Here is a 24,438-nt window from a genome sequence, read left to right on the forward strand (position 1 = left end):
GTGGAGGTATTGAGCAGGAAGTGGCGGCCATGGCCAGGCGGCAGGCCGATCCAACGGGCCGCGAACACCCGGAGCACATGGCCATGGGCGAACAGGGCCACCCGGCCTTCGGCGTTCCGCACCCTGGCGATCACCCGATCCACCCGTTCACCGACCTGATGAGGGGTTTCACCCCCTGGAGCGCCAGCCTCGAACAGCAGCCAACCGGGATGGCGCTGGTCAATCTCAGCGGATGTGAGGCCCTCGAACGCTCCGTAATTCCACTCGGCGAGATCCTCCTCGATCCGCACCCGATCGCCCAGGCCAGCCAGCTGACAGGTCTGGAGCGCCCGCTGGCGCGGGCTGCACAGAACCATCGCCCACTCCATCGTTGCCAGCACCGGTGCGAGGCGTTGGGCCGCCAGCCGTCCGTTCCCGGTCAAGGGAAGGTCGGTGGTGCTGGTGTGCTGGCCGCTGAGGCTCCAGGCGGTCTCACCGTGGCGGATCAGGACCGCGTCGCCGTCAGAGCCGCCCTCGGCCGTGGTCATGGGTTCCTGGAGGAGTGATCAGGGATCCGTGGGTGCAGCGCCCGGGCGCGGTCGCTGGCATCGGCATCCGGCAGGGGCGCGCAGGTTGCAACAGAAGTCTGACTGGGGTCCAGCGACCAGTCCAGCTCAGCCCAGAGACCCCGCACCCGCCTCCTCCTCCAGCAACAGATTGAAGTGCAGCAACTGCTCATCGCTGAGCTGCTGGCGGCTGCTCAGGGCGAAGTGCCGCTCCAGGAAGGTCCGCCCCTGGGCGGCCTCCCAGTGGAGCTGGCCCAGCAGCAGATCCGACTGCTCCAGCAGGTCCCGGCGCCGCAGGGGGCCGGCAGTGCGGCGGGATCGGCACCGATCGGTGCGCGTCGCAGCACCCCCAGGTAGGCACCTAGATCGGCATAACGCGTCAGCCGGCCGCGGCTGGGGTGACCGAAGACGCGCTCGAGGTAGGCCGCCTCCTGCTCCCGGCCCCAGCCCAGCCGTTGCAGCTCCAGCTCCACCTGGGCCAGCTCATCGCTCCAGTCTTCGGGGTCGGGGGGCGGCTCCGGCGCGCTGGCTCCAGGCGTTGCGACGGCAACGGCCGCGGATGCAACGGCCGGGCCCGGAACCGCCAGGTCCGCCGGTGGAGCCTGGAGCCGTGGCGGCAGGGGGAAGCGCTTGGCGCGGCTGACGGCGAGGCTGCCGGCGAGGTGGACGGCAAGCTGGGCGGGCCCGCCGTGGCCCCAGGTCCGCCGTGGGCGGGCGGCGGCGAGGGCAGGCTGGGCTGCCTGATCTGGCCTCGCCCCGATCCGGAGCCCGGCGAGCTCGCCGGGGCCGCCGAAGCCGACGTCGCGGCCGTGATCCTGGTCGCTGGATCTGCGGGAGCCGCAGCTGCGGGCTGAGCTGGGGCCGCTGGCCCCCCGCCAGAGCCAGGCGTCGCCTGAGCCGCTCAATCGCCCGGTCTTCCGCTTCCTCCGCCGTGGCCGCCTCCCCCAGGGCGCTGCCGAGACACTCCCCCGCCTCCCAGGCACTGGCCCGCACCACCCGCCGGCCGGCTTCGGCATGCACCAGTTGTGTGCGCAACGGCATCACCGGCTCCGGCCCGAAGGAAACGTTTTTCTAGAGTGCCGTCTTTCGGCAGCCGCTGCGACGCGATGGAAGCGGAGTCGATCACCTCGTTATCTCCCCTGATCGACCAGGCGGACCAATGGGGTGAGGTGCTGTTGCTGCTGCCGCTGCTGGTGGCCCTTGAGGTGGTGCTCTCCGCCGACAACGCCATCGCCCTCGCGGCGATCTCGCGCCGGCTCAAGGACCCCCAGCGCCAGGGGCAAGCGCTCAATTTCGGCCTGGCCCTGGCCCTGGTGTTCCGCTTGCTGCTGATCGTGGCCGCCCAGTGGGTGATCGACTACTGGCCCCTGCAGCTGGCTGCCGCCCTTTACCTCTTCTGGCTCGCCGGCACCAGCCTTCTGGCCAGGGACGACGACGGCCCCCCGGAAGCTGGTGAGGCCTCGGAGCAGGCCCCGACAGCGGCTCACGCCCCGTCCGTGACCCTGGGCAGCGTGGTGGCCACCCTGGCGGTGACCGATCTGGCCTTCTCACTGGATTCCGTGGCCGCTGCCGTGGCGGTCAGTGATCGCCTGTGGCTGGTGATGGCCGGAGGGGCCTTCGGTGTGTTGGCCCTGCGGGTGACGGCGGGTCTGTTCGTGCGCTGGTTGGCGATCTTCCAGCGCCTGGAAAAGGCCGGCTACCTGGCGGTGGCTCTGGTGGGCCTGCGGCTGATGCTGCGCCTGATCGCTGAGGACCTGGTGCCGCCGGAATGGGTGCTGCTGCTCACGGTGGCCGCGCTGTTCGCCTGGGGCTTCTCCCGCCGGCTCGAGGAACCGGGCGCGCAACTCCCCCCGGCCCACTCCCCCGGTCCACTGACCCAGGGACCCCAGGCCACGGGCCCTGAACTGCCTTGAGCACCACGCGGGTGGAACTGCGGCAGGCAGGCAGCAACCGCCTGCTCGAATCCGTGGAACTGGAGGAGGTGCCCTATCCGGGCCGCTGGCTTCAGCTGGGGGAACGCAGTTTTCTGGTGCTGCAACGCCAGCACCGCTACCGCCTGCGCCAGGGCCGCTACGAACTGGCCGCCATCGCCCTGGAGGTGAAGGCCCAGCGCCAACCCGACGACGCCCGCTGGTGGAATGGCGGCTGGGTGATCGGCGATCCCCTCTGCCGCTACAACGCCCGCACGCCGCTGCTGCGCTGCGCCGTGCTGCCGGAGGGCCCCTGCGAGCGCTGCACCCACCATCGACCCCGTTAACGACTCCCCCCTAGGCTTGGCCGACCCTGCGGTACACGCCATTTCCCTCCTGACCCACCCAGCTCCGGGACAGGAGCGCGTTCCCCCGATCGCCAGGCCAAGCCAGGAGCAACGGCCGGCCCTGAGCTCAGCGTCAGCCCCAGCGGTGATTTCGCCGACCTGGGGCTCTCCAAACCACTGCTGGAGGCCGTGGCCGCCAAGGGCTACAGCCACCCTTCTCCGATCCAGCTGCAGTGCATTCCCGCCGTGCTGGCCGGCCGCGACGTGATGGCGGCGGCCCAGACGGGCACCGGCAAGACCGCCGGCTTCACCCTGCCGATGCTGGAGCGTCTGCGCCACGGTCCACTGGCGCGCCAGAACCAGGTGCGCTCCCTGGTGCTCACCCCCACCCGTGAGCTGGCGGCCCAGGTGGCCGAGAGCGTGGTGGCCTACGGCCGCTACCTCGACCTGCGCGCTGATGTGGTCTTCGGCGGGGTGAAGATCAACCCCCAGATGCAGCGGCTGCGCCGTGGCGCCGACGTGCTGGTGGCCACCCCCGGCCGGCTGATGGACCTCTACCAGCAGAACGCGATCCGTTTCGACCGCCTCGAGATTCTGGTGCTCGATGAAGCCGACCGCATGCTCGACATGGGCTTCATCCGCGACATCCAGAAAATCCTCGCCCTGCTGCCCCCCAAGCGCCAGAACCTGATGTTCTCGGCCACCTTCTCCGGCGAGATCCGCCGGCTGGCCACGGGTCTGCTCCACAACCCGGTGCAGCTCCAGGCCACCCCGGAAAACCAGGCGGCGCCGCTGGTGGAGCAGGTCATGCACCCCTGTGACATGGCCCGCAAGGGCGACCTGCTCAGCCACCTGATCCGCAGCAATGACTGGCGCCAGGTGCTGGTGTTCTCGCGCACCAAGCACGGTGCCAACCGCATGGCCGACCGCCTCGCCAGCGAAGGGATCAACGCCGCCGCCATCCACGGCAACAAGAGCCAGGGGGCACGCACCCGGGCCCTCTCCGGCTTCAAGAGCGGCGAGGTGCGAGTGCTGGTGGCCACGGATCTGGCCGCCCGCGGCATCGACATCCACCAGCTGCCCCACGTGGTCAACCTGGATCTGCCCAACGTGGCCGAGGACTACGTGCACCGCATCGGCCGCACCGGCCGGGCCGGCCAGACGGGCCATGCCCTTTCGCTGGTGGCGGCCGAGGAGCATGAACTGCTGCGGGCGATTGAGCGCGTGATCGGCGCCCCCTGCCCCGCCAGGAGGTACCGGGCTTTGAACCCAAGATCCACAAGGCACCGCCCCTGGATCTCAGTGGTGGCCGTGGCAAGGGGGCGGCGGTCGCCGCGGCGGCTCCCAGGGATCCCCGCGGGGCAGCGGTTCGCCCCGCAACGCGGCCCTCTCCCGCGACAGCCGTCCCCGGGGCAGGGGCTGAGATGCCAAGCGACCTGTCGCCCCTGCTCCAGGCCCTCGCCCTGCCAGCCCTGGTCACCCTGCTGGCCCTGGCCGTCTATTTCGTCAGCGCGATGCTGGTGGGGCGGGCCCGGGTGGCCCACCAGGTGAAACCTCCCTCGATCCAGGGCCCTGAGGCGTTCGAGCGCGTGCTGCGGGTGCAGCAGAACACCCTTGAACAACTGGCCTTCTTCCTGCCATCCCTGTGGATGGCGGCCCTGTTCAACAATCCACGCCTGGCGGCGGCCCTCGGCTTTGTGTGGGTGGGCGGCCGCATCGCCTACGCCATCGGTTACACCCGCGCAGCTCAGCAGCGGGCTCCGGGATTCGTGATTGGCGTGTTCACCAGCGTGGTGCTCTACGCCCTAGCCCTCAGCGGCGTGATCGCCCAGCTGAGTTGAGCGGAGGCCCCACAGGCAGCTCAGCCCCGGTGATAGGGGCCCTCCTGAAGGATCGTGCGGGCCCGGTAGAGCTGCTCCAGCAGCAACAGGCGCGCCAGTTCGTGGGGAAAGGTGAGCGCTGAGAGGCTCAGCAACCAGCTGGCACGGGCCTTGAGGGCTGGATCGAGGCCATCGGCGCCACCGATCACGAAGGCCAGCCGCTCGGAGCCGAACCCCTCCAGGCGACGGGCCAGATCCACCGAGCCCAGCCGCTCGCCCTCCTCAGCGAGCGCCACCAGCCGCTCATCGGGCCGCAGGGCCGCCAGGACCGCCTGGGCTTCGCTGGCGGGGTTGGAGTCCTTGAGCTCCAGCACCTGCAACCCCGGCAGCCGCTTGAGGTAAAGGGCCGCCCCCTCACTCACCCAGCGTTTGCGCAACTTGCCAACGGCGATCAGGCGCAACCGGGCGGGGTTCAGCACCGATCAGTTCTGGGCGCGCTCGACCAGCGGCTCGCCCAACCGCTCCCCCACCTCGGCCCCCAGTTGCTGCAGCAGCGCCTGGCCGGCCGCGGCCCGCTTGCCCTCCAGCTGGGAGGCGCGGAGCAGCAGTGGGCAGCCGCCGGTGGCGACCACGAGCCCCGTGGCCTCCACCCGCTCCAGCACCGTGCCCGGGGCGGCGGCTCCCCCACGGGATCGGCGCCCGAAGGCGGCGCCCAACGCTCCGCCAGGGCGGCGCCCTCAGCGCTGAGCTGGGGCGCCAGGCGCCGCACCAGGGGCTCGCTGGCCAGCAGCTTGAGGCGCAGACCCCGCCAGCTGGTGTGGGCCGCGGGGTAGAGCGCCATCACCCGGCGGTGCAGGGCCAGGGCCGAAGCGCTCCAGTCGAGGCTGAAATCGGCCTTGGTCAGCATCCGGGCGTAGCTCAGGCCGGCTTCGCCCTGGGGCCGCACCCCCAGCCGCCCCCAGCGCTCAGCCTGGGGACCGGGGCCGGCCGCCTCAATGCGTGGCAGGGCCGCAACGAACAGCTCCGCCGTGAGCTGGCTAAGCCGCTCCCCCAGTTGCTGGGCATTCTCCAGCAGGCCGATCGGGATCGCTCGCTCGAGCAGCACCGGCCCGGTGTCGAGGCCCTCCTCCATGGCCATGATCCCCACCCCGGTGACGGCATCGCCCTCCAGCAGACTCCATTGGATCGGGCCGGCACCGCGCCAGCGGGGCAGCAGCGAGCCATGGCCGTTCCAGCAGCCCAGGGGCGGCTGGGCCAGCACCTCGGGGGAGGATCTGGCCGAAGGCCACCACCACCGACAGCTCAGCGCCGAGGGCGGCCAGGGCTTGCTGGGTGGCGGGCTCCCTGCGGATCCGCTCGGGCGTGAACACCGACAGGCCCAGTTCCAGGGCCCGGGCCTTCACGGGCGAAGGCACCAGCTCCTTGCCCCGACCCCGGCGCCGATCCGGCTGACTCACCACCCCCACCAGCTCGTGGCCCGCCGCCACCAGTGCCTCAAGGGTGGGCACCGCGTAGGCGGGGGTGCCCCAGAACAGAACGTTCAAGGCCGGACGCCTCAGGCGTCGCCGGTGATCGAGAGCCCTTCCACCCACACATGGGGGCAGAGGCCATCGGGGGTGATCTTGGCTGCGCCTTCAAAACCCACGATGCCGTTGAGCACCGAGCGGATGTCACCGGCGACGGTGGCCGCCTCGATCGAGCGGGCTTCACCGCCTTTGACCAGCCAGCCGTCGAAGGGCAGGGAAAAGGAGCCCTGACTGGCCTTGACGCCCGCATGCAGGGCCGAGAGCGAATCGATCCAGACGATCCCATCGGCGCTGTGGCGATCGAGCCCCTGCTGCCCGCCCTGGGCACCCACTTCGAACCAGTCGGGTCCGACCGACACCTTCGCCCCCAGACCCGCATGGCCCGTGGGCGCCACGCCGAAGGCCCGGGCGGTGGCCTCGGAATGCAGGAAGTTGGAGAGCACCCCGTTCTCCACCAGCGCCAGACGACGGGTGGGGGTGCCTTCGCCATCAAAGGCGCTGGCGCCAACGTTGCCGGGATGGAGGCCGTTGTCATGGAGCTGAAAGAAGGGCACCGCCAGGGGCTGCCCCAAGGAGTCCCGTTTGCTCAGGCTCACCCCGTCGAGCACGGCGCGGGCATTGAACAGGCTGCTGAAGGCTCCGATCAGGTCAAGGAAGGCCTCGGGGCTGAAACAGCAGGTGTAGTAGCCGGTCTCGATCGGGGCGTAGTCGAGGTGGCGGATGGTGCGCTCGGCCGCTTCGTCGATGCAGCCGGCGACGTCGAGGGAATCAGCGCCGTAGGCCAGGCGCACGGCTCCGCTGCTGCGCGGTTTGCGGCCCGTCTCCTCGGCGCGGGCATAGAGATAGACACTGGCGGTGGTGAGCCGCTGGTGGCGGCTGGCCCCCTCACTGTTGAGGTACAGGCGTTCGCTGCTGCGTTCCGCCAGGCCGTTGTAGGGAACGGTGGTGATGGCGGCGTGGCGTCCGAGCAGGTCACGCTCGGCCTCCTTGAGGGTGCCCAGCAATTGCAGGATCCCCTGGGGTGCGTGCAGCGGTTGCTCCAGCGGGGGCAGGGGCGCCGTGGCCAGGGGCGAGAAGGCGGGGGTGTCCTCGGGGTTACCGAAGGCGCTGGCCTCGCCGGCGCTGGCCAGGGCCCGGGCCAGGCCGCTGTCGGTCAGATCGGAGGTGCTGGTGATCCCCACCAGCCCATCACCGTTCCAGACCCGCACGGTGATCGAGCTGCGCTGGGCCCCCTTGAGCTGCTTGGCCTCGCCCCGGTCCACCTGCACCGAGGTGTCGGTGCTGCAGGCGGCCCCGAGGTCCCAGCGGGAAATCGAGAGCTCCCGAGCCAGATCCTCAAGGCGCCCCCGCAGACGGTCGGAGTCGATGCTGCTGCTGGTGATGGATGGGGCGCCGATGGAGCTGGCCTCACTTGACTCAACGGCCATGACTCAACGGCCCCCCACGGTGATCGAATCCACCTTGATGTGGGGCTGGCCGACGGTGACATAGATGCTGCCGCTCACCGAGCCGCAGTAGCCCGCCGCCAGTTCCAGATCATCGGCGCACATCGAGATCTTCGGCATCACCTCCTTGGCCTCGCCGATCAGGGTGGCCCCCTTCACGGGTTTGGTGAGCTGGCCGTTCTCGATCAGGTAACCCTCCTCGACGGAAAAGTTGAACTGGCCGGTGGGCCCGACGCTGCCGCCGCCCATGGTCTTGCAGTAAAGGCCCCGATCCACCGAGGCGATCAACTGCTCGGGGGTGTGGGGGCCGGCGGCGATGAAGGTGTTGCGCATGCGGCTGGCGGCAGCGAAGGCGTGGCCCTGCCGGCGGCCGCTGCCCGTGCGGGCATGGCCCGTGCGCCGCTCCCCGGCCCGGTCGGAGAGGAACCGCTGGAGCACCCCGTTTTCGATCAGCACCGTGCGCTGGGGCTCCATGCCCTCGTCGTCCATGGACAGGCTGCCGAAGGCGCCATCACTGAGGCCCTCATCGATCGCCGTGACCGCCGGATGGGCGATCACATCCCCAACCCGTTCAGCGAAGGGGGTGGTGCCGCGTTCCACCTGGGTGGTTTCCAGCAGGTGCCCGCAGGCCTCGTGGAAGATCACGCCGCCGAAACGGTTGGCCAGCACCACCGGCCACTGGCCGGCCTCCACGTAGTCGGCGTAGAGCATCGTTCCGGTGCTGGCGCAGAGGTCGCGGGCGGCCGCCTCGGCATCCCACTCGCGCAGATCATCGGGTCGACCGGAGGTGCCGTAGCGGCGCCCCAGGCTCGCCCGGTGATCGCCATCGGCCGCCAGCACGTTCAGCCCCACCGACTGATGCAGGCGGATGTCGCGGGCGAAGGTGCCATCGCTGGCGGCCACCAGCACCTCCTGCCAGTCGCGGGAATAGCTGCCGCGGCGCACCTGCAGGTGCTGGCCGAGGCGATCGAGCTGGGCCGTGCCCTCCAGCAGCCGGTCGGTGGCCTCCCCCAGGGCCGGGCAACGGCCAAGCCATTCGGACTTCAGGAGCCCGAAATCGCGCAGGGCCGGCAGACCCTCGAAAACGCTGCGGGCCTGGGCTGAGCGCTCCAGCCCGAGCATTCCCAGGGCTTGATCGAGGGCCGTGAGCAGGCCCGCTTCGCTCAGGTCATTGGTGCTGACGAAACCATCGCGCTCCCCGAGGAACACCCGCAGCCCGGCGCCCCGGCCCAGGCCGGGGCTGACACTGGTGATGCGGTCCTGCTCCGCCAGCACACCGACCACATCGGTGCGTTCCAGGAACACCTCCACCAGATCAGCCCCAGCCCCGCAGCCGGCGGCCAGGAGGGCTTCCAACTGCGGCTGCCACAGCTGGTCAAAGGGTTCAACCGCCCTTACGGCGACAGGGGAAGACAGCAATGGCGGGCTCGTAGGGGTGGTGGATGGGGATCAGCGGACGGCTGGCTGGAACTGTTCGCTGCGGATCGGGGCCGTCAGGAACAGCTTGGCCATCACCAGACCGTTGGCGGTCCAATAGGGCAGCTTGCGCAGCAGCTTCAGGGGCGCAGGGCCACCTGAGGCCTCGACGGCACTGAGGGCGGCGTTGTTGCTGACGATCCGCTCCAGGCGTGGGTAGAACTTGGGATGCTCGACATTGAGCACCACAGGGAACACCCGGGCGGAGGTTTCGTTGGTCTTGGCGATCACGTACTTGTCGTAGTCGCGGGCATCAAGGCCGAGGGCTTCGTAGAACTCCTTGCGGGCCACGTCGCGCACGTACATGGTGGCGAACACCGCCAGCAGGAAGAAACGGCACCAGAGCCGGGAGGAGAGGCCGCGCACGGTGCCTGGCTGGGCCTTCATCAGGGCGTCGAAGAAGTCACCGTGACGGTTCTCGTCCTGGCACCAGCTCTCGAAGAAGTTGAAGATCGGGAAGATCTTGCTCTCGGGGTGCTGCTCGAGGTGGCGGTAAATGGCGATGTAGCGCCAATAGCCGATCTTCTCGGAGAGGTAGGTGGCGTAGAAGATGAACTTGGGCTTGAAGTAGGTGTACGACTTGCTGGAGGTGAGGAAGCCGAGATCGAGCTGGAGCCCGAAATCGCCCATCGACTTGTTCAGAAAACCAGCATGGCGGGCCTCATCACGGGCCATGTGGGCGAAGCACTCCGCCAACAGGGGGTTCTTCTCCTTGATGCGGCGGCTGAGCTCCTTGTAAAGCAGGAAGCCGGAGAACTCGGAGGTGCAGCTCTGCTCGAGGAACTCCACAAACACCTTTCGGGTCTCGGGATCGAGCTTGTCGGCCGCTCCGTCGAATTCCTCGTTACGAACGAAGTGGTGGCGGTTGTAATCCTTGCGGAACTCCTCGCAGATCGCTTCGAGTTCCACCTCGTTGGGCCGCAGGTCCATGGCCGCCATGGCCTCGAAATCTGTGGTGTAGAACCGCGGCGTCAGAATCGTGTCCTTGACCGGTTCCTTGAAGGTGGCGGCAGCTCCTGGGGCGGCGCCAGGAAGGGTGTCTGTGGCGGTGGCTGTGGCGGTGGCTGTGGCGGCGGGGGCACCATCGCGGACCAGGCTTACGTCTGAAGGTGCATCGTAAGGGGCTGGACCCCTCAGTTGGGTCCCAGCCACTTCTGGCCGTTGAGCCTTGACACAACCCGCGACACCAGCAGCGCCAGGGTGCTCTTTTTCTCATCCACCAGGAACGACTCCAGCAGGGTGGGCTCGCTCCCTCCCTCAGCCAGGGCGAAGGTCTTGGCGCCGTTGATGTCGGCGTCGATGAAGCTCAGCCAGAAACGTCGCCCCCCGGGGAGGCCCCCTTCACCTGCCAGGCGCTGCTGGCCACCACGGGGATCGCCCCCTGCTCGAACACCAGCTCATCCAGGGCAGCGCCGGAAGCCTCCATGCGCTCGCGCAGGGCCGGCAGGAACAGCTCGGGGATGAACACGGCGAAGGGCTGATCCTCCGGGGCGGGGGCTTGGCCTTGGCCGCCGCAGGCTTGGCGGCGGCTGGCGCCGCAGCGGGGCTGGTCGTGGGGTTGGTCGTGGAGTTGGTCTCTGGGCTGGTCGGATCGCTCACGGCGCAAACCTGACGTAGGCGGGTGGCAGGACTGTAGAAGCGAAGCGCTCTACCAGTCGTCCTGTTCGGGGCTGTCCCAGCTCACATCCGGATCGGCCGCCGCGGCGGAGCGCCCGTGGGACGGGCCCGTGGCGACGGTGGCCTGGGCCGCCGCGGCGGGCTTGCCCTTGCGGATCACCCGAAACGGCACCGACACGGTGGGGGGAGGGTCCTGGGGGCGCGGCGCGGCCACTGGCCTCCGGTCGGTATGGCGACCTCGGGGGCGGCGAGAGCCTGGGGCCCGCTCCGGTTCTGCGGCCGGGCGCGGGCGGGTGGGCCCCTCCCAGGGCGCACCGGCGGGCCCCTGGCGCAGCCGGCGACGCAGGGCCGGAGCCCCGGAGCGCAGGGCCAGGGCCGTGGCCCCGCCGCTGAGCAGGGCACCACCACCGGCCGCCAGGGCCATCCAGATTCCGATCGGCAGGGCCGGTGCGCTCCAGACCAGCAACCGCAGCGGCAGGACAGGCCGTGGATTGAGCGCGCCCACCAGAAACACCGCCAGCAACGGCGCCAGCAGGGGAATCAGCAGCAGGCGACGGAGCACGGGCCGTTCAGGTGGGGGAAGGGGACCTTGCCAGCGGCGCAGCGAGCCGAGGTCGTAGCCGAGGCAATCGAACACCCGAATCACCAGAAAATCCACCATCTCCTCGATCGTGCTGGGGCGGTGGTACCAGGCGGGCACGGGCGGGGCGATGCGGGCCCCCGCCTCGGCCAGGGCGGTGAGGTTGCGCAGGTGCACCAGGCTCCAGGGCATCTCCCGGGGGAGATCACCAGGGGCCGGCCCTCCTTGAGGTGCACGTCCGCCGCCCGCTCGATCAGATCCAGGGCCACCCCCGAAGCGATCCGCCCCACGGTGCCCATGCTCGCCGGCAGGATCACCATGCCGCGGGTGCGGAAGCTGCCGCTGGCGATCGCAGCGGCCTGGTCGTTCCAGCGGTGGCAATGGAGTGTGCCGGAACTGGTGCCCGTGCACTCCCGCCAGAAGGCCTCCTGGGCCGCCGGTTCCGACGGCACCCTGAGCCCCAGCTCCGCCTGCCAGACCCCGATCGCCCCGCGACTGGTCACAAGCTCCACCGTCTCGCCCGCCTCCAGCAGCAACTGCAGGGCCCGCTGGGCCAGGGGCTGGGCGGAAGCGCCGGACACGGCCAGCACCACCGGGTCCATGCTCAATCCTCGCTGGGGGCCATCGTCAGGGGTTCGGGGCCATCGAAACCAGAGGCCCCAGCGGAGCCGGACTCACTTCCGTCGTCGCCATCGGGCTGAACCACGACCAGGTCGATCTGGTGACGCAGCACGTCCACCTTCTGAATCACCACATCAACGGCATCGCCGAGCATGTAGGTGCGCCGGTTCTTGCGGCCCACCAGACGGTTCTGGCGGGAGCGGTACTCGTACCAGTCATCTTTCAGGGAGCTCACGTGCACCAGCCCCTCCACCTGCGATGGGGGCACCTCGACGAAGAAGCCGTAGCTCTGCACGCCGCTGATCACCCCCGGCAGGGTCTGGCCCACCAAGGGTTCGGCCTGGCGCGCCTGGGCCAGGGCCAGGGCGTCGGCGTGCAGCTCCTGCACGAAGCGGGAGCGGGTGTTGAGGCGGTGCAGCAGGGCGCTGCTGCGGGCCTCCTGGATCGGCGCCAGGGTGCTGGGGGGCAGCAGCGGCCAGTCCACCTGTCCGTGGCAGCTGTCGGAGGCCAGCTCCACCTTGGTCTTGTGGCGCACGGAGGGACGGTCCTTGCCCTCAGTGAGCAGCAGCACCAGCACCTGCTGGTTCCAGATGTCGGCGTAGTGGAGCGCGGGAAGGGTCCAGGGGGCGTAGGCGGTGTCCTCGCCGACCACGTGGTTGGGGCCAGGGGTTTCGCTCAGCAGCACCGGCCGCAGACTGTCCTTGAGCTGCTGCTGCAACACCCGGGCGCGGTCGCTGCTGGCGAAGGCCGTGGCCAGTTCCGAGGCGGTGGCGTTGCCGTCGGCCGAAAGCTCCAGGGGGAGTTCCAGGGCCAGGGCGGCCTTGGCGACCTCGTTCAAGTCGGCAGGGTCGGGGGCCTCGTTGGTGGCATAGAGACCCGGCAGATCCAGGGAAGCCAGGTGGCGGCCCAGGGCCCGGTGGGCCGGGATCAGCAGTTCCCGCAACAGGGCGAAGGGATGGGTCTCGTCCAGGGACACCAGCCAGCCTTCGCGGCTCTCATCCGGGGGCGCCGTGGTCAGATCCCCCAGGCTCTCGATCGCCGGGGTCGGTAGGTCCAGATCAATCGAGCCGGCCTGCCACCGTTGCTGACGCAGCAGACCCGCCAGCTCAATGAGCTGCTCCAGCAGGGGCAACTGATCCTTGAGGGCCTTGAGGGCCGCCGGCACGGTGCGGGCCTTGGGCTTGCGCTCGGCGAGCGCCTGGAGCGTCCCGGCGTCGACGCGGGCATCGACGCGCACGCTGCTGCGGCTGAAGGTGTAGTGCTGCAAGCTCCCCTGGCGATCGAGGTCCAGGGCCACCGACAGGGCCGACTGGCTCTCACCGCTGCCCAGGGCGGCCGCCTTGGTGAGGGCGGGGCTGAGCAGGGGCAGCCAGCGGGGGCCGATGCACAGGGCCTCCGCCTCCTCCCGCAGCCAGAGATCGAAGCTTCCGCCCGGGCTCAGCCTCTCAGCCACCGCCGGGGCGTGGACCCACAGCCGCCAGCCCTCGCCGGTGTCCTCGAGGGACACGGCCGGCAGCAGGGGGCCTCAGCGCCGCTCCAGCCCTCCAGCAGCAGGGTGGGGAGGGCGGTGAGATCGTCGCGGCCCTTTTCCGGCAAGCTCTTGAGCGTGGCGCGGGGCGCGGCGGGCCGCTCCCGAAGACCGTGCTTGGTGATCAGCAGATCCAGGTCGGCCTCAGGGCCACCGTTGATGGCCAGGCTGCGGGCCACGTGGCCCTGGGGGGCGAACTGGCCGACCGGGTAGCGGTCGATGCGCACCTCCACCACGGAGTCCTGCTGAGGGCTCAGGTGGGCGCTGTCGGTCTCGGGCAGCTCGACGGTGGTGAGCAGGCGGTCATCCAGGGGCAGCGCCACCAACCGCTCGTTCTGCTGGGCCACCTGGGCCAGCAGCGAGGTGGTGCCCCGCTCGAGGATGCACTGCACGCCCCCTTCCGGGGAGCGGCGGCGACCGCCGTCGCGGGTGATGCGCACCAGCACCCGATCGCCGTTCCAGGCGTGGTTGAGCTGGTGGTCACGGATGTAGATGTCTTCGCCGCCGTCATCCCGCAGGGCGAAACAGAAGCCCTTGCTGGAACAGCGCAGCCGCGCCTCGATCAGGCTCTCGTCCGGCCGGCGGCTGACGGCCTCGCCATCGGCCTCCAGCAGGCCCACACGGCTGAGGCCGTCGAGGGCGATGCGCAGCTGCTCTTTGTCGGCCTTGTGGCTCAAACCGAGCGCTTTCTCCAGCTTGGCGACCGGCAACGGATCGCTGGCGGGGAGCTGGTCGAGCAGGTCGGCGACCGTGAACTTCATCGGGGGCGGTGGGGCGGCGATGGGCACCTCGGCCGTCTGGGCGTGCAGCGAAGCCCAGGCGGACGTGCGTCTTGACACCTGACTCTAAGGATCGGTGGGATCGCAGGCCTAGGCCGTGGGCGGCTCGGCCTGGGTGGAGCGCCAGATCAGCCGGCCGCCGATCAACAGAAAGCCCAGGGCCGCCGCGAGCTGAAGGGTCTCCGGGTCAATCACCGAGGAGAGGGAGCCCCCGGCGGCGGACCCCAGCAGGCTCGCCAGCACCAGGGCGGCGGAGCTGCCGGCGAACACCGCCCCGGGTCGGTTCGTGGTGCCGCTGATGGTCACCACCGCCAGCTGGGTCTTGTCGCCAAGTTCCGCCAGGAAGACCGTGATGAAGGTGGAGGCCAGCAGGGGAAGGGTCATGGGAGTGGTGATCTCAGGGGGCCATCAGGCCGAGGGCGGCCTGGCGGCCGATCCACAGCCCCAGGCCCACCATCAAGATGCCCGCCAGGCGCTCCAGCTGATGGGCCGGCATCACGCCCGCCAGCCATCGGCCCAGCAACACGCCCACCAACGAGGAGCAGACCAGGGCCAGGGCGGCACCGATGAACACCACCACGGGCTGCCCCGACTGGGCCGAAAGCAGCAGGGCCGCCAGCTGGGTCTTGTCGCCCAGCTCCGCCAGAAACACGGTGGTGGCGGTGGTGAGGAACACGGCGCCCCAGCGTCCCGCCCCCAGGTCGGCCGTTGGGGCAGCAGGCGTTGGGCTTGGCTCCACCACGGCAGGTGGGTCGGCAGCGGCCTCAGTTGTGGCGGACGGGTTCTCATCGACCATCAGCGTCCCTGGATCGCCCGCTCGAAACGTCGATACACCCTGCCACGGCCTCCGTAAACACCGCGGATCTGCTGGCGGCAGCAGGCGATCGCGAAGCCGTCGGCGGCCTCCTCCTCCACGCCGAACAGACCGGCCAGGTTCCCCACCCGGCAGAACTCCGGCCGCTCGTCGTAAATGCGGCAGCGGCGGCCACCGCTGTCGTAGTAGAGGCACCAGCCATCGGGTCCCACCATGGCCAGATAGAGCTCCCGCTGCTCCGGGCCCAGGGCCTCGAGCGCCTCGCCCCGCTCCTCGGGATCGAGCCGGCAGCAGGCGCCGCAGCCGCTGATGCAACTCCACTGCTCCGGGCGAGTCATGGCCGCTGCCCCACCAGCTGTGACAAGCCGTCACAGTGGCCCGGCAGGCCAGCATGGCGGGCTTGCAGGGCCCCGTAGGCTGCACCCAGGCCAATGGTCCGGGGAGTTGATCCCCGCCCACCATCTGCACGCCGTCCAACCGCAAGCCGACCAACCATGGGCATCGACGTCCACCTGATCGCCAACTTTCTCGCCCTGGCCCTGATCACCCTGGCTGGTCCCGCCGTGATCTTCATCCTCTTCTACCGCCGCGGCGCCCTCTGAAGCTCCGCCAGGGCGTGGTAGATCGGCCGATCGAGCACCAGCCGGCTGGCGTAGGCCGCCAAGGCGGCTGCCAGCAGCAGCCCGGGTAACAGTTGCTGGTCGCCCGCCAGCCGCATCGCGAACACGATCGTCATCACCGGCAACTGGGTGGCGCCCGCCAGGCCGGCGGCCATGCCCAGGGCCAGTCCCAGGTGCGCGTCGGCCCCGAACAGCTGCAGCAGGCCGACCCCAAACACCGCTCCAAGGCTGAAGGCCGGATCGATCAGGCCCCCGGGGATGCCCGCCCCAAGGGCGAGCACCGGCCCAACGAGCCTGGCCAGCAGCACCCCCAGCCCGCCCAGCGGCGTGAAGGGAACGCCCGTGGCCTCGATCAGCTGACTCATCAGCCGCTCGCCGTCGCCGCCGCTGCTGCCGCCACTGACCAGGGCGAGGGCCGCCAGCAGTCCCCCCAGCCCAAGGCCGAGGCGCAGCGGGCGCCGGCGCAGATGGGGCAACAGCCTGGCGCTGACCAGCAGCAGCAGCCGCGAGAAACTGCCCCCCAGCAGACCGCCCAGCAGCCCCACGGGCACGGCCCAGGCCAACTGATCGGATTCAAACGCCGGGCCGCCCAGCAGCCCCAGCCCAAACATCGGCTCACCCCCAGGTGGCTGAGGGCGGCGGCGCTGGAGCACACGAGCAGGGCGGGCCAGATCAGCTGCAGCTGGAAGCTGTGGGTGAGCTCCTCGGCCATGAACACCACACCCATCAGGGGGTGTTGAAGCCACCCGCCAGACCGGCGCCGGCGCCGAGGGCAATCAGGTCAGGGGGCTGGAGGTCCTTGAGCAGTGCGGGCCAGCGGCGCCTGAGCCCATGGGCCACGGCGGCCCCCACGTGCACCACCGGTCCCTCCCGCCCCAGGGGCATCAGGGCAAGGGTGGCCGCGCTCCAGAGCGCCAACCGCTGCAGGGTGGGCCCGGGGGCCATGAGGCCATGGGCCTCGGCGGCATTCTCCAGGCTGGCCATGGTCTGAGGGATGCCGGAGCCGGCACCGTTATGCCAGCGATCCGCCTGCAGCCACAGCAACAGCGGCAACACCAGCAGCGGCGAGGCCGCCAGCAGCAGACCCGCCGTGGTCCAGCCCTGGCCACTGAAGGCCGGCAGCAGGCCCAGCCACTGGGACTGGAGCCCGTCGATCAGGTTCAGGGGCCAGCAGGCCGCCCCCACCGCCAGCCCCAGAAGCGCCAGTTGCAGCAGCTTGCGCGCCAGGGCCTGCCCCTGGTTCAGCAGCGGCGGCAACAACCGATCCGTTTCCATCTCAGGCCACCAGACCCAGGGCCACGGCGGCCTCCTGCACTAGGGAGCGGATGTAGGGGTGCTCAGCGGCGGCCTCCCCCAGCGGGCCGATGGCGGCCTCCACCTCCTCGCCGGCGGCATTGCGGATGAGCAGGCCCTCCCCTGGCGCCGGCACCAGTAGCTGCGCTCCCGGCGCAGCAGCAGCACCTCGCCCGCACCGCTGCAGCGCACCCCCGCCAGCTCCAGTTGCAAGCGCTCCTGACCCTGCCAGCGGTCCAGCCGCAGGCGGAAGGCCACATCCACCTGCTCGGGCAAGGGGCCCTGGCCCTGCCAGCGCCAGGCGATCGCCCGCAGCCGGCTCTCCCCCTGCTCCAGGGTGAGTTGTAGATGGCCGCCCCGCAGCAGCCGTTGCTCCAGCACGCGGCAGCGGGCACACCAGAACAGGGGCGCCGCCAGGCCGATCCCGAAGGGCTCCAGCCGCCGCAGCTGCTGCCAGAACGCACGGTCGATGCGCCCCAGGGCCAGGTGCGCCTCCGGCTCCAGGGGCAGGCCTTCGCCCCGCTCCGCCAGCCAGCTCTGGGCCAGACCCTCGAGGCGCTCCTGCAGGGCCGCCACCTGCTCGGCGCGCACCGTGAAGCCCCCGGCGGCGGGATGCCCCCCAAAACGCTCCAGCAGGTCGGCGCACTGCTGCAGGGCCTGATCGACGGCGAAGCCCTTGGGCGAGCGCACCGAGGAGCGCAACCGGCCCTTGCCCTCACTGGACAGCAGCGCCACGGGCCGGCCGAATCGCTCCACAAGCCGGGCCGCCACGATCCCGATCACCCCGTGGTGCCAATGGCCCTGGGCCAGCAGCAGGAAGGCCGAGCGCCGGGGGCCATCGGCCTCCACCAGGGCCACCGCCTCGGCCTCGATCGCCTCACAGAGTTCCTTGCGCTGGCGGTTGAGGGCCTCGCACTCCCGCGCCAGTTCCAGGGCCCGTTCCGGATCGCCGGTGGTCAGCAGCTCCACCACCAGCCGCGGATCCCCCAGGCGGCCCACGGCGTTGATGCGTGGCGCCAGCTGGAAGCCGATCGTGGTGGCATCCATCGGCCCCTCCTCCAGGCCCGCCACCCGGGCGAGCGCCTGCAGGCCGGGCAGGCCGCTGGCCCCGAGCCGGGGCAGCCCATCCATCAGCCAGCGGCGGTTGACCCCCAGCAGGGGGGCCATGTCAGCCACGGTGCCGATGCAGAACAGATCAAGGGCCACCGCCAGGGCATCAGCGCGCTTGAGCTTGAGGCAGAGGGCCTGGGCGAGCACATAGGCCAGACCCACCCCCGCCAGGCCGCGGTAGGGGGAGCCTTCGGGGGTGCAGGCCGGGTGCAGCAGGGCCAGGTAGGGCGGGTGCTCCGCCGGCAGGCTGTGGTGGTCCGTGAGGATCACCTCCACCCCCAGGTCCCGGGCCCGCTCCAGGGCCTCGCGGGCGGAGATGCCGTTGTCCACGGTCACCAGCAGACGCACCCCGCCGGCTTCCAGGCGCTCCACCATCGGCGCGTTGAGGCCGTAGCCATCGTCCTGGCGGCTGGGGATCGCCGCCACCGGCCGTGCCCCCAGCCGTTGCAGCACGCCCACCAGCAGCGCCGTGCTGGTCATGCCATCGGCGTCGTAGTCGCCGCAGATCGCCACCGCCTCACCGGCGGCGCAGCTGGTTTGCAGGCGGGCCACCGCCTTGGAGAGATCGGCGAAATGAAGCTGAGGGTCCGGGGCAGCGGGCGGCTCCAGCAGGGCTGCAATCGCAGCGGCGCTGGTGAACCCCCGGCGCCGCAGCACCGCCAGCAGTTCATCGGGAAGGGCGAAGGTCTCCAGGTCGCCTGGATCAGCCCGGTCGTTCGGCCCGGCGGAGCCCAGGCCCTCAAGGGGGCAGGCAGGTGCCAGCGTTGCTCGGGCAGGGAGGGGAGCAACGGCGGAGCGCTGGGGCCGCCGCATTCTGCGTGCCGTTCGGACTCCATGCACCTCCTAGCCTGCGCCCATGCAGGTTTCATCCCCTGAGAGTTCCCCGGGGTGTGCGCTGAGGGCGCTGCTCTGGGATGTGGACGGCACCCTGGCGGAGACGGAACAAAGGGGCCACCGAGTGGCCTTCAACCGGGCGATGGCCGACGCCGGCCTGCCCTGGCAGTGGGACGAAACCACCTACCGGGAGCTGTTGAACGTGAGCGGCGGCCGCGAACGGCTGGAGCTCTTCCTGGAGCAGCGCGAAGGGCGGGTCCCGGAGCCCGCCCGACTGGAGGATCTGGTGGGGCGCAAGCAGGAGCACTACCGCGCCCTGGTGGAAGCCGGTGAACTGCAGCTTCGCCCGGGGGTGCGCCGGTTGATGGCGGCGGCGGCGGCGGCCGGCCTGAGCCAGGGCATCGTCACCACCAGTGGCCGGGGCTCGGTGCAGACCCTCTGCCAGCACCTGCTCGCTGACCTGGCCGGGGCGCTGAGCTTCTGGATCTGCGGCGAGGACGTGCGGCGCAAGAAACCGGACCCCGAGGCCTACCAGCTGGCCCTGACCCAGCTGGAATCAGGCGGCCAGGGGGTGCTGGCGATCGAGGATTCGCTCAATGGCCTGGGCGCGGCGAGCGCGGCGGGCCTGAGCTGCCTGATCACCCTGGGACTCGACAGCGCCGAGCAGGCCATCGCGGGCTTCGCCGCCGCCGCTGTGACGACCAGCGTGGCCGTGGTGGATGGGCTGGGGGATCCTGGCCGTCCAGCAAGCGTGCGCTGCGGTCCGGCTTGCCCCGAGGGGCTGGTTACGCTCTCCTGGCTGGAGCAGCTGGTGCCCAGGCCATGACCCGGCTCCCGGTGGAACCGACCCGCTTCAGCCGGGTCCAGGAGCGACTGGGGAGCGTGCTCTTCGGGGGCCTCGCGGGCAGCTGGCGGGAGCGCAGCCTGGCGATCCTGGCCCTGCTGCTGGGCTTCTATGGCGGCAGCAACCTGACCGCCTACTTCCTGCAGCGCATCGGCCAGCGCCCCCTGGTGGTGCTGGCGTTGGTCCTGCTGATCGAAGCGGTGGTTCGGGTGCGCAGCCGCTGGCTCAAAGGCGACCCCGGCCTGGGCTGGGTGCTCTGCGACAACCTGCGCATCGGGCTGGTCTACGCCGTCGTGCTGGAAGCCTTCAAGCTCGGTTCGTGACCAGCGCGGCCCTGCTGGCGGCCTGCGGCGTAGCGGATCCAGAGCGTTGGCGGCTCCTGGGGCAACAGCGGCTCGAGGCCGCCGCAGCTGAGGCCGAACACCAGGGTGATCCCGAACTCCGCGACGCCCTGGAACGCGCCCACCCCAGCCTGATTTGGGGCCTGTGGCTGCCGCTGCTGACGGCGCTGGAGAGGCGCCAGGGCGCCGGCAAGCCGGTGGTGATCGGAGTCAATGGCCCGGTGGGGGCCGGCAAATCCACCCTGGCGCGGGTGCTGCGGGCGCTGGCCGCCCAGGCGGGCCTCAGCCTGGCCACGGCCTCGATCGACGACGCCTACCTCCCCTGGGGGGATCGGCAACGGGTGTTGGCGGGCAATCCCTTCGGGGTGCTGCGGGTGCCCCCCGGCAGCCACGGGAGCGGGGAGCTCACGGTGGCCCTGGAGCGTTGGCGCCAGGGCGGGGTGCTGCGCCTGCCCCGCTTCGACAAGACCCTGCGGGGGGTGACGGGGACCGCAGCGGCTGGGGGAGCAACGGGCCGATGCCGTGCTGCTGGAGGGCTGGCTGCTCGGCTGCCGGCCGCTGGCGGCGGACCAGCTCGAGTACCTCGTTGAGGCCCACGGTGGCGCCGCCGGCCTCGGGCTGACAACGGCGGAAGTCGCCTGGCTGCCCCGCTGGAACAACGCCCTGGAGTTGTATGCGCCCCTCTGGGGACAACTGGACGCCCTCTGGATCCTGCGACCGGGCGATTGGCACTGGCCCAGGCGCTGGCGCCTGGAGGCCGAAGCGCGACAGCGGCGCCGCACCCCAGGCTCAGGGCTCACGGCAGCGGCTGTGCTGGCTTTGGTGCGGGCCAGCCTCGGATCCTTGCCCCCCGGCTCTACCAGGACCCGCTGCTGAGCACGGCCGAGGGGGTGGCCCTGCTTGATCGCCGCCGCCGTTGTCTCTGGAGTGGCACAGGCGCTGAAGCGCCCGCAGCGCTCAATCAGCTGTCGCTGGACTCGTCGACGTCAGCGATCGGATAGATGAAGCCCTGGGCCCGGCCGCTCAACACGGACTTGCCGATCGAGAGAGCTTTCTGGGCGGCCTCGCCGGCCTTCGCCTTCCAGTGGGCGTGGCGCTGATTGCGCTTGCCCTTGGAGGTTTTCTTCTTGGGAACAGCCATCCCCGTCGCTCTGCCAAACAACGATCCTGCGCTGCGGCCCTGCCATTCGTCAAATCGCTAAGCTCTTGGAAGTGGTCGAGCCCAGTGAGCACAAGCCTTCCTCCGGCTGCATCCGCGGCCCTCGGGGCCGCACCTGTCACCGCCTTCGCGGCCCCCGGGGTCGGGGCGCTGGCGGCAGCGGCTGAGCCGCAGGTCACCGCCCCCAAGACCTCGCCCCAAACAGCCGCGCCCCAATCCGCCGCACCCCAGGCCGCCAAGACCACGCCCGAGGCGGCGGCACCGGCGGCACCTGGGGCCCCCAGCAGCGCGCCAGCGCCGATTCGCCCCAACGCCTCTGCTTCCCTGCTTCAGGATCTGGGCCTGCGAACAGCCCCCGGCCCGAGCTACAGCCAGCTTCTCAGGGAGATGAAGGCCGGCACCGTCAAGAGCCTGGAACTCTCGGTGCGCCAGCGGGAGGTGCAGGTGAGCTTCAAGGACGGCAGCACCGCCCAGGTGGCCGTGTTCGCCAATGACCAGCAACTGCTTCGCACCTCCCAGGAAACCCGCGTGCCACTCACGGTTCGCGACGACCGCCAGGACGACGCCACCGCTGGCCTGGTGGCCAACCTGCTGCTGGTGGCCCTGCTGATCGGCGGGCTCACCCTGCTGATCCGCCGCTCCGCCCAGGTGGCCAACAAGGCCATGGGCTTTGCCCGCAGCCAGCCCCGGATGCAGCCGGAGGGCACCGTCAGCGTGCGCTTCGAGGATGTCGCCGGCATCAACGAAGCCAAGGCGGAGCTGCAGGAGGTGGTGACCTTCCTCAAGGAGCCCGAACGCTTCACCTCAATCGGCGCCAAGATCCCCAAAGGCGTTCTGCTCGTCGGGCCGCCGGGCACCGGCAAGACCCTGCTGGCCCGGGCGATCGCCGGCGAGGCCGGGGTGCCTTTCTTCTCGATGGCCGCCTCGGAATTCGTCGAGCTGTTCGTGGGCGTGGGGGCCAGCCGCGTGCGCGACCTGTTCCGCAAGGCCAAGGAAAAGGCGCCCTGCATCATCTTCATCGACGAGATCGACGCCGTGGGGCGCCAGCGAGGAGCCGGCATCGGCGGCGGCAACGACGAGCGGGAGCAGACCCTCAACCAGCTGCTCACCGAAATGGATGGTTTCGAAGAGAACTCGGGGGTGATCCTGCTGGCGGCCACCAACCGCCCCGATGTGCTGGATTCCGCCCTGATCCGCCCGGGCCGCTTCGATCGGCAGATCAGCGTCGACCTGCCCGACCGCCTCGGCCGTGAGGCGATCCTGGCGGTGCACGCCCGCACCCGCCCCCTCGACCCGGAGGTTTCCCTGGCCCGCTGGGCCGTGCGCACCCCGGGCTTCTCCGGCGCCGATCTCTCCAACCTGCTCAACGAGGCGGCCATCCTCACCGCCCGCCGCCACAAGAGCAGCATCGACGACGGGACGCTCAATGACGCCCTCGAGCGGATCACCATGGGCCTGACGGTGGCGCCCCTGCAGGACAGCGCCAAAAAGCGCCTGATCGCTTACCACGAGGTGGGCCACGCCCTGCTCACCACCCTGGTGCCCCACGCCGACAAGCTCGACAAGGTGACCCTGCTGCCCCGGGCCGGCGGAGTGGGGGCTTCGCCCGCACCACCCCCGATGAGGAGATCCTCGATTCCGGCCTGATCAGCCGCGCCTATCTCCAGGCCAGGCTGGTGGTGGCCATGGGCGGGAGGGCGGCGGAGCTGGTGGTGTTCGGTCCCAGTGAAGTCACCCAGGGGGCCTCCGGGGACCTGCAGATGGTCACACGCATCTGCCGGGAGATGGTGACCCGCTACGGGTTCTCCAGCCTCGGCCCGGTGGCGCTTGAAGGAGGCGGTGGTGAGATCTTCATCGGCCGCGATCTGCTGCAGTCCCGTCCCCACTACGCCGACAGCACCGGGCGCCAGATCGACGCCCAGGTGCGCGCCCTGGCCCAGCAGGCCCTCGATCAGGCCGTGGCCATGCTCGAGCCCCGGCGGGAGTTGATGGATGCCCTGGTGGAGCAGTTGATCGAGCAGGAAACGCTCGATGGCGATGAGTTCCGTCGCATCGTCAACGCCGACGGAGTCGCCGCGGAGGTTGAATCCAGCGCGCCCGCGAGCGCTGAGGCGATCGCCGCCGTGGGCTGAGGCTGGAGCGCGGCTCCAGGCAACCGGCCCCTCAGCTGAAGCGGATGTCGAGGCTGCGCAGGTAGGTGTGCAGGCCGGCGTCCTGAATCGGCAGGAGCATGGAGCTTCGTCCGCTCTCGTTCACATGCGAGTGCCAGAGGCCAGGGGGGTCACGAAGGCGGCCCCGGGTTCCCAGTCCATGCGCACGGGATTGCGGATCGTGCCGTCCCCATTGAGCTCTGAACCCGAGAGCGTCGCGCAGCCGGGATCACAGTCGATCACCAGATCCAGGGCCACCGATTGGTGGCGATGGGGGGCTGAACCGCTCCATCGGGCACCAGGCCCAGCATGGCCCAGAGGGTGTGGGTCACGGTTCGGCTGGCGGGCAGGTCTCGATTGGCCATCAGCAGGCTGAGTCGGTTGCTGCGGGCACTGGAGGGATCGGCGGCGAGGGTCTCCAGCTCCTGCCGCAGCCAGGGCCCGGGGTAATGGGTGGCCTCGAAGCGGGGCTGGGTGGCCGTGACCCCAAGGAAGCTCAGCAGCGGAGCGTCATGGACCCAGTAGAGAACGCTCTCGGCGGAGGCCTCCAGCCGGGCAGGCCCACCGGCGGGCAACACGAACAGATCGCCGGCATTCCAGGGCTGGTTGAACTCATTTCCAAGGCCGTCCGCGGGACGCCGGCAGCTGCCGGCCCCACGCCAAACATAAAAAAGTTGGCTGGTGGCTTTGGCGCTGACCTCGATCGCCTCCCCGGCGAGGATCCGGATGAAGTTCGCCGAGAGGGCCGGGCTGGTGGCCGGACCCTCGCAGCCCAGCTCGGCGCTGAGATCCAGGGGCAGCACCGCCGTGGGCCCGTGGGCATGGAGGGCGGCGCCCCAGCGGTGCTCGCGCATCGGCTCGGTGAGGCCGTGGCGGATCGGATTGGCGGCCTGGCGGTAATCGAACACCAGGGCCTTGGCGCTCCCTGGGCAGGCGGCAGACCCTGCATTCGTTGCCTGGGGTGCCTGGGTCATGGATCCAGCCGCTTGATGGGAATGAGCCTATTGACCCAGAGGCCGGGGCGGGCGACCAACAGCTTCGACAGGGTTGTTCGAGCTTGTTGTTCGACCCGGTTGCTC

26 protein-coding genes and 6 pseudogenes are annotated in these 24,438 nt (G+C 70.5%); 11 read left to right on the forward strand and 21 right to left on the reverse strand.

Annotated elements, in window-relative coordinates; all coding sequences use genetic code 11:
• Positions 1–5: 5 nt before the first annotated feature.
• Both AAF143_RS00380 and AAF143_RS00385 read right to left on the reverse strand, forming a co-directional pair.
• Positions 6–527: pseudogene (locus tag AAF143_RS00380) on the reverse strand (histidine phosphatase family protein); the annotation flags it as partial.
• Between the two features lie 212 nt (positions 528–739).
• Entirely contained in the window at positions 740–1,450 is a 711-nt protein-coding gene (locus AAF143_RS00385) for a hypothetical protein (protein WP_414026347.1), read from the reverse strand.
• A 26-nt stretch (positions 1,451–1,476) separates the two neighbouring features.
• Between AAF143_RS00385 and AAF143_RS00390 the strand changes: the two genes are divergently transcribed.
• The 5 genes and pseudogenes from AAF143_RS00390 to AAF143_RS00410 all read left to right on the forward strand — a co-directional run bounded on the left by AAF143_RS00390 (position 1,477) and on the right by AAF143_RS00410 (position 4,643).
• Positions 1,477–1,620, forward strand: coding sequence for a hypothetical protein (locus AAF143_RS00390; protein WP_414026348.1), 144 nt, complete (start codon positions 1,477–1,479; stop codon positions 1,618–1,620).
• 31 nt (positions 1,621–1,651) lie between these two features.
• Entirely contained in the window at positions 1,652–2,458 is an 807-nt protein-coding gene (locus AAF143_RS00395; protein ID WP_414026864.1) for a TerC family protein, read from the forward strand.
• Complete coding sequence (locus AAF143_RS00400; RefSeq protein WP_255004971.1) at positions 2,455–2,802, forward strand: DUF6464 family protein; 348 nt, start codon at positions 2,455–2,457, stop codon at positions 2,800–2,802. The genes AAF143_RS00395 and AAF143_RS00400 overlap by 4 nt, the downstream gene beginning before the upstream one ends.
• A 246-nt stretch (positions 2,803–3,048) precedes the next feature.
• Positions 3,049–4,225: pseudogene (locus AAF143_RS00405) on the forward strand (DEAD/DEAH box helicase).
• A gap of 1 nt (position 4,226) precedes the next feature.
• Positions 4,227–4,643 (forward strand): MAPEG family protein, encoded by a 417-nt coding sequence (locus AAF143_RS00410; RefSeq protein WP_255004972.1) that lies wholly within the window; start codon positions 4,227–4,229, stop codon positions 4,641–4,643.
• Positions 4,644–4,663: 20 nt separating this feature from the next.
• Here the strand turns inward: AAF143_RS00410 and AAF143_RS00415 are convergent, their stop codons facing one another.
• The 13 genes and pseudogenes from AAF143_RS00415 to AAF143_RS00475 form a co-directional block, all read right to left on the reverse strand.
• The gene (locus AAF143_RS00415) at positions 4,664–5,098 is read right to left on the reverse strand and encodes a 23S rRNA (pseudouridine(1915)-N(3))-methyltransferase RlmH (protein WP_255005790.1); all 435 of its coding nucleotides are present in this window, start codon (positions 5,096–5,098) and stop codon (positions 4,664–4,666) included.
• Between the two features lie 6 nt (positions 5,099–5,104).
• A complete protein-coding gene (locus tag AAF143_RS00420; RefSeq protein ID WP_414026865.1) occupies positions 5,105–5,284 on the reverse strand; it encodes a hypothetical protein in 180 nt (59 codons plus the stop codon).
• A gap of 161 nt (positions 5,285–5,445) precedes the next feature.
• Positions 5,446–6,214 (reverse strand): annotated as a pseudogene (locus tag AAF143_RS00425) (methionyl-tRNA formyltransferase); the annotation flags it as partial.
• The gene (locus AAF143_RS00430) at positions 6,178–7,575 is read right to left on the reverse strand and encodes a TldD/PmbA family protein (RefSeq protein WP_255004978.1); all 1,398 of its coding nucleotides are present in this window, start codon (positions 7,573–7,575) and stop codon (positions 6,178–6,180) included. The pseudogene AAF143_RS00425 and the gene AAF143_RS00430, both read right to left, overlap by 37 nt.
• A 3-nt stretch (positions 7,576–7,578) precedes the next feature.
• Positions 7,579–9,009, reverse strand: coding sequence for a TldD/PmbA family protein (locus AAF143_RS00435; protein WP_409995594.1), 1,431 nt, complete (start codon positions 9,007–9,009; stop codon positions 7,579–7,581).
• Positions 9,010–9,042: 33 nt separating this feature from the next.
• On the reverse strand, positions 9,043–10,164 hold the full coding sequence (gene acsF, locus AAF143_RS00440) for a magnesium-protoporphyrin IX monomethyl ester (oxidative) cyclase (protein ID WP_414026866.1): 1,122 nt from the start codon (positions 10,162–10,164) through the stop codon (positions 9,043–9,045).
• A gap of 38 nt (positions 10,165–10,202) precedes the next feature.
• Positions 10,203–10,537 (reverse strand): annotated as a pseudogene (locus AAF143_RS00445) (DUF2996 domain-containing protein).
• 729 nt (positions 10,538–11,266) lie between these two features.
• A pseudogene (locus AAF143_RS00450) lies at positions 11,267–11,868 on the reverse strand (flavin prenyltransferase UbiX); the annotation flags it as partial.
• Positions 11,869–11,870: 2 nt separating this feature from the next.
• Complete coding sequence (locus AAF143_RS00455) at positions 11,871–13,394, reverse strand: RNB domain-containing ribonuclease (RefSeq protein ID WP_414026349.1); 1,524 nt, start codon at positions 13,392–13,394, stop codon at positions 11,871–11,873.
• On the reverse strand, positions 13,325–14,203 hold the full coding sequence (locus AAF143_RS00460; RefSeq protein WP_414026350.1) for a hypothetical protein: 879 nt from the start codon (positions 14,201–14,203) through the stop codon (positions 13,325–13,327). Before AAF143_RS00460 ends, AAF143_RS00455 begins: the two co-directional genes overlap by 70 nt.
• Positions 14,204–14,284: 81 nt before the next feature.
• The gene (locus tag AAF143_RS00465; protein WP_255004993.1) at positions 14,285–14,578 is read right to left on the reverse strand and encodes a TMEM165/GDT1 family protein; all 294 of its coding nucleotides are present in this window, start codon (positions 14,576–14,578) and stop codon (positions 14,285–14,287) included.
• A 13-nt stretch (positions 14,579–14,591) separates the two neighbouring features.
• Positions 14,592–14,990 (reverse strand): TMEM165/GDT1 family protein, encoded by a 399-nt coding sequence (locus AAF143_RS00470; protein WP_255004995.1) that lies wholly within the window; start codon positions 14,988–14,990, stop codon positions 14,592–14,594.
• On the reverse strand, positions 14,990–15,346 hold the full coding sequence (locus AAF143_RS00475; protein ID WP_255005002.1) for a YkgJ family cysteine cluster protein: 357 nt from the start codon (positions 15,344–15,346) through the stop codon (positions 14,990–14,992). The genes AAF143_RS00470 and AAF143_RS00475 overlap by 1 nt, the downstream gene beginning before the upstream one ends.
• Before the next feature lie 156 nt (positions 15,347–15,502).
• Here AAF143_RS00475 and psb30 point away from each other — a divergent pair, with 156 nt between their 5' ends.
• Complete coding sequence (psb30, locus tag AAF143_RS00480; RefSeq protein WP_255005015.1) at positions 15,503–15,610, forward strand: photosystem II reaction center protein Ycf12/Psb30; 108 nt, start codon at positions 15,503–15,505, stop codon at positions 15,608–15,610.
• On the opposite strand, the gene AAF143_RS00485 is transcribed toward psb30, so the two are convergent.
• The 3 genes from AAF143_RS00485 to recJ form a co-directional block, all read right to left on the reverse strand.
• A complete protein-coding gene (locus AAF143_RS00485; RefSeq protein ID WP_414026351.1) occupies positions 15,589–16,239 on the reverse strand; it encodes a chloride channel protein in 651 nt (216 codons plus the stop codon). The genes psb30 and AAF143_RS00485 overlap by 22 nt on opposite strands.
• 115 nt (positions 16,240–16,354) lie before the next feature.
• A complete protein-coding gene (locus tag AAF143_RS00490; protein WP_414026352.1) occupies positions 16,355–16,903 on the reverse strand; it encodes a chloride channel protein in 549 nt (182 codons plus the stop codon).
• A 39-nt stretch (positions 16,904–16,942) separates the two neighbouring features.
• Positions 16,943–18,844, reverse strand: a complete 1,902-nt coding sequence (gene recJ, locus AAF143_RS00495; RefSeq protein ID WP_414026353.1) for a single-stranded-DNA-specific exonuclease RecJ — start codon at positions 18,842–18,844, stop codon at positions 16,943–16,945.
• Positions 18,845–18,887: 43 nt separating this feature from the next.
• Here recJ and AAF143_RS00500 point away from each other — a divergent pair, with 43 nt between their 5' ends.
• From AAF143_RS00500 to AAF143_RS00515, 4 genes are read left to right on the forward strand one after another with little or no spacing between them, the layout of a single operon-like run.
• Entirely contained in the window at positions 18,888–19,691 is an 804-nt protein-coding gene (locus AAF143_RS00500) for an HAD-IA family hydrolase (protein WP_255005018.1), read from the forward strand.
• Positions 19,688–20,032: a DUF565 domain-containing protein gene (locus tag AAF143_RS00505; protein WP_255005019.1), complete on the forward strand. Its 345-nt coding sequence runs from the start codon at positions 19,688–19,690 to the stop codon at positions 20,030–20,032. The genes AAF143_RS00500 and AAF143_RS00505 overlap by 4 nt, the downstream gene beginning before the upstream one ends.
• Entirely contained in the window at positions 20,029–20,640 is a 612-nt protein-coding gene (locus tag AAF143_RS00510; RefSeq protein WP_414026354.1) for a hypothetical protein, read from the forward strand. The genes AAF143_RS00505 and AAF143_RS00510 overlap by 4 nt, the downstream gene beginning before the upstream one ends.
• Positions 20,573–20,926 carry a hypothetical protein gene (locus tag AAF143_RS00515; RefSeq protein WP_414026355.1) on the forward strand — a complete coding sequence of 118 codons (354 nt, stop codon included), beginning with the start codon at positions 20,573–20,575 and terminating at the stop codon, positions 20,924–20,926. The genes AAF143_RS00510 and AAF143_RS00515 overlap by 68 nt, the downstream gene beginning before the upstream one ends.
• 85 nt (positions 20,927–21,011) lie before the next feature.
• Here the strand turns inward: AAF143_RS00515 and rpmF are convergent, their stop codons facing one another.
• The gene (gene rpmF, locus AAF143_RS00520) at positions 21,012–21,191 is read right to left on the reverse strand and encodes a 50S ribosomal protein L32 (RefSeq protein ID WP_255005021.1); all 180 of its coding nucleotides are present in this window, start codon (positions 21,189–21,191) and stop codon (positions 21,012–21,014) included.
• Between the two features lie 405 nt (positions 21,192–21,596).
• On the opposite strand from rpmF, the pseudogene ftsH reads away from it, so the two are divergent.
• Positions 21,597–23,341 (forward strand): annotated as a pseudogene (gene ftsH / locus AAF143_RS00525) (ATP-dependent zinc metalloprotease FtsH).
• 120 nt (positions 23,342–23,461) lie between these two features.
• On the opposite strand, the gene AAF143_RS00530 reads toward ftsH, so the two are convergent.
• Together AAF143_RS00530 and AAF143_RS00535 are read right to left on the reverse strand one after the other, a co-directional pair.
• Complete coding sequence (locus AAF143_RS00530; protein ID WP_414026356.1) at positions 23,462–23,617, reverse strand: hypothetical protein; 156 nt, start codon at positions 23,615–23,617, stop codon at positions 23,462–23,464.
• On the reverse strand, positions 23,599–24,333 hold the full coding sequence (locus AAF143_RS00535) for a cupin (RefSeq protein ID WP_414026357.1): 735 nt from the start codon (positions 24,331–24,333) through the stop codon (positions 23,599–23,601). Before AAF143_RS00535 ends, AAF143_RS00530 begins: the two co-directional genes overlap by 19 nt.
• Positions 24,334–24,438: the final 105 nt, after the last annotated feature.

The sequence above is a fragment of the Cyanobium sp. ATX-6F1 genome (genome assembly GCF_047395825.1).
Taxonomy (GTDB): domain Bacteria; phylum Cyanobacteriota; class Cyanobacteriia; order PCC-6307; family Cyanobiaceae; genus ATX-6F1.

Coding starts and splice junctions, on each gene's coding strand:
- rpmF (WP_255005021.1), bottom strand. CDS start 21,191: ATGGCTGTTCCCAAGAAGAAAACCTCCAAGGGCAAGCGCAATCAGCGC.
- AAF143_RS00475 (WP_255005002.1), bottom strand. CDS start 15,346: ATGACTCGCCCGGAGCAGTGGAGTTGCATCAGCGGCTGCGGCGCCTGC.
- AAF143_RS00430 (WP_255004978.1), bottom strand. CDS start 7,575: ATGGCCGTTGAGTCAAGTGAGGCCAGCTCCATCGGCGCCCCATCCATC.
- AAF143_RS00490 (WP_414026352.1), bottom strand. CDS start 16,903: ATGGAAACGGATCGGTTGTTGCCGCCGCTGCTGAACCAGGGGCAGGCC.
- AAF143_RS00470 (WP_255004995.1), bottom strand. CDS start 14,990: ATGGTCGATGAGAACCCGTCCGCCACAACTGAGGCCGCTGCCGACCCA.
- AAF143_RS00505 (WP_255005019.1), top strand. CDS start 19,688: ATGACCCGGCTCCCGGTGGAACCGACCCGCTTCAGCCGGGTCCAGGAG.
- psb30 (WP_255005015.1), top strand. CDS start 15,503: ATGGGCATCGACGTCCACCTGATCGCCAACTTTCTCGCCCTGGCCCTG.
- AAF143_RS00465 (WP_255004993.1), bottom strand. CDS start 14,578: ATGACCCTTCCCCTGCTGGCCTCCACCTTCATCACGGTCTTCCTGGCG.
- recJ (WP_414026353.1), bottom strand. CDS start 18,844: ATGCGGCGGCCCCAGCGCTCCGCCGTTGCTCCCCTCCCTGCCCGAGCA.
- AAF143_RS00500 (WP_255005018.1), top strand. CDS start 18,888: ATGCAGGTTTCATCCCCTGAGAGTTCCCCGGGGTGTGCGCTGAGGGCG.
- AAF143_RS00395 (WP_414026864.1), top strand. CDS start 1,652: ATGGAAGCGGAGTCGATCACCTCGTTATCTCCCCTGATCGACCAGGCG.
- AAF143_RS00485 (WP_414026351.1), bottom strand. CDS start 16,239: ATGTTTGGGCTGGGGCTGCTGGGCGGCCCGGCGTTTGAATCCGATCAG.
- AAF143_RS00410 (WP_255004972.1), top strand. CDS start 4,227: ATGCCAAGCGACCTGTCGCCCCTGCTCCAGGCCCTCGCCCTGCCAGCC.
- AAF143_RS00535 (WP_414026357.1), bottom strand. CDS start 24,333: ATGACCCAGGCACCCCAGGCAACGAATGCAGGGTCTGCCGCCTGCCCA.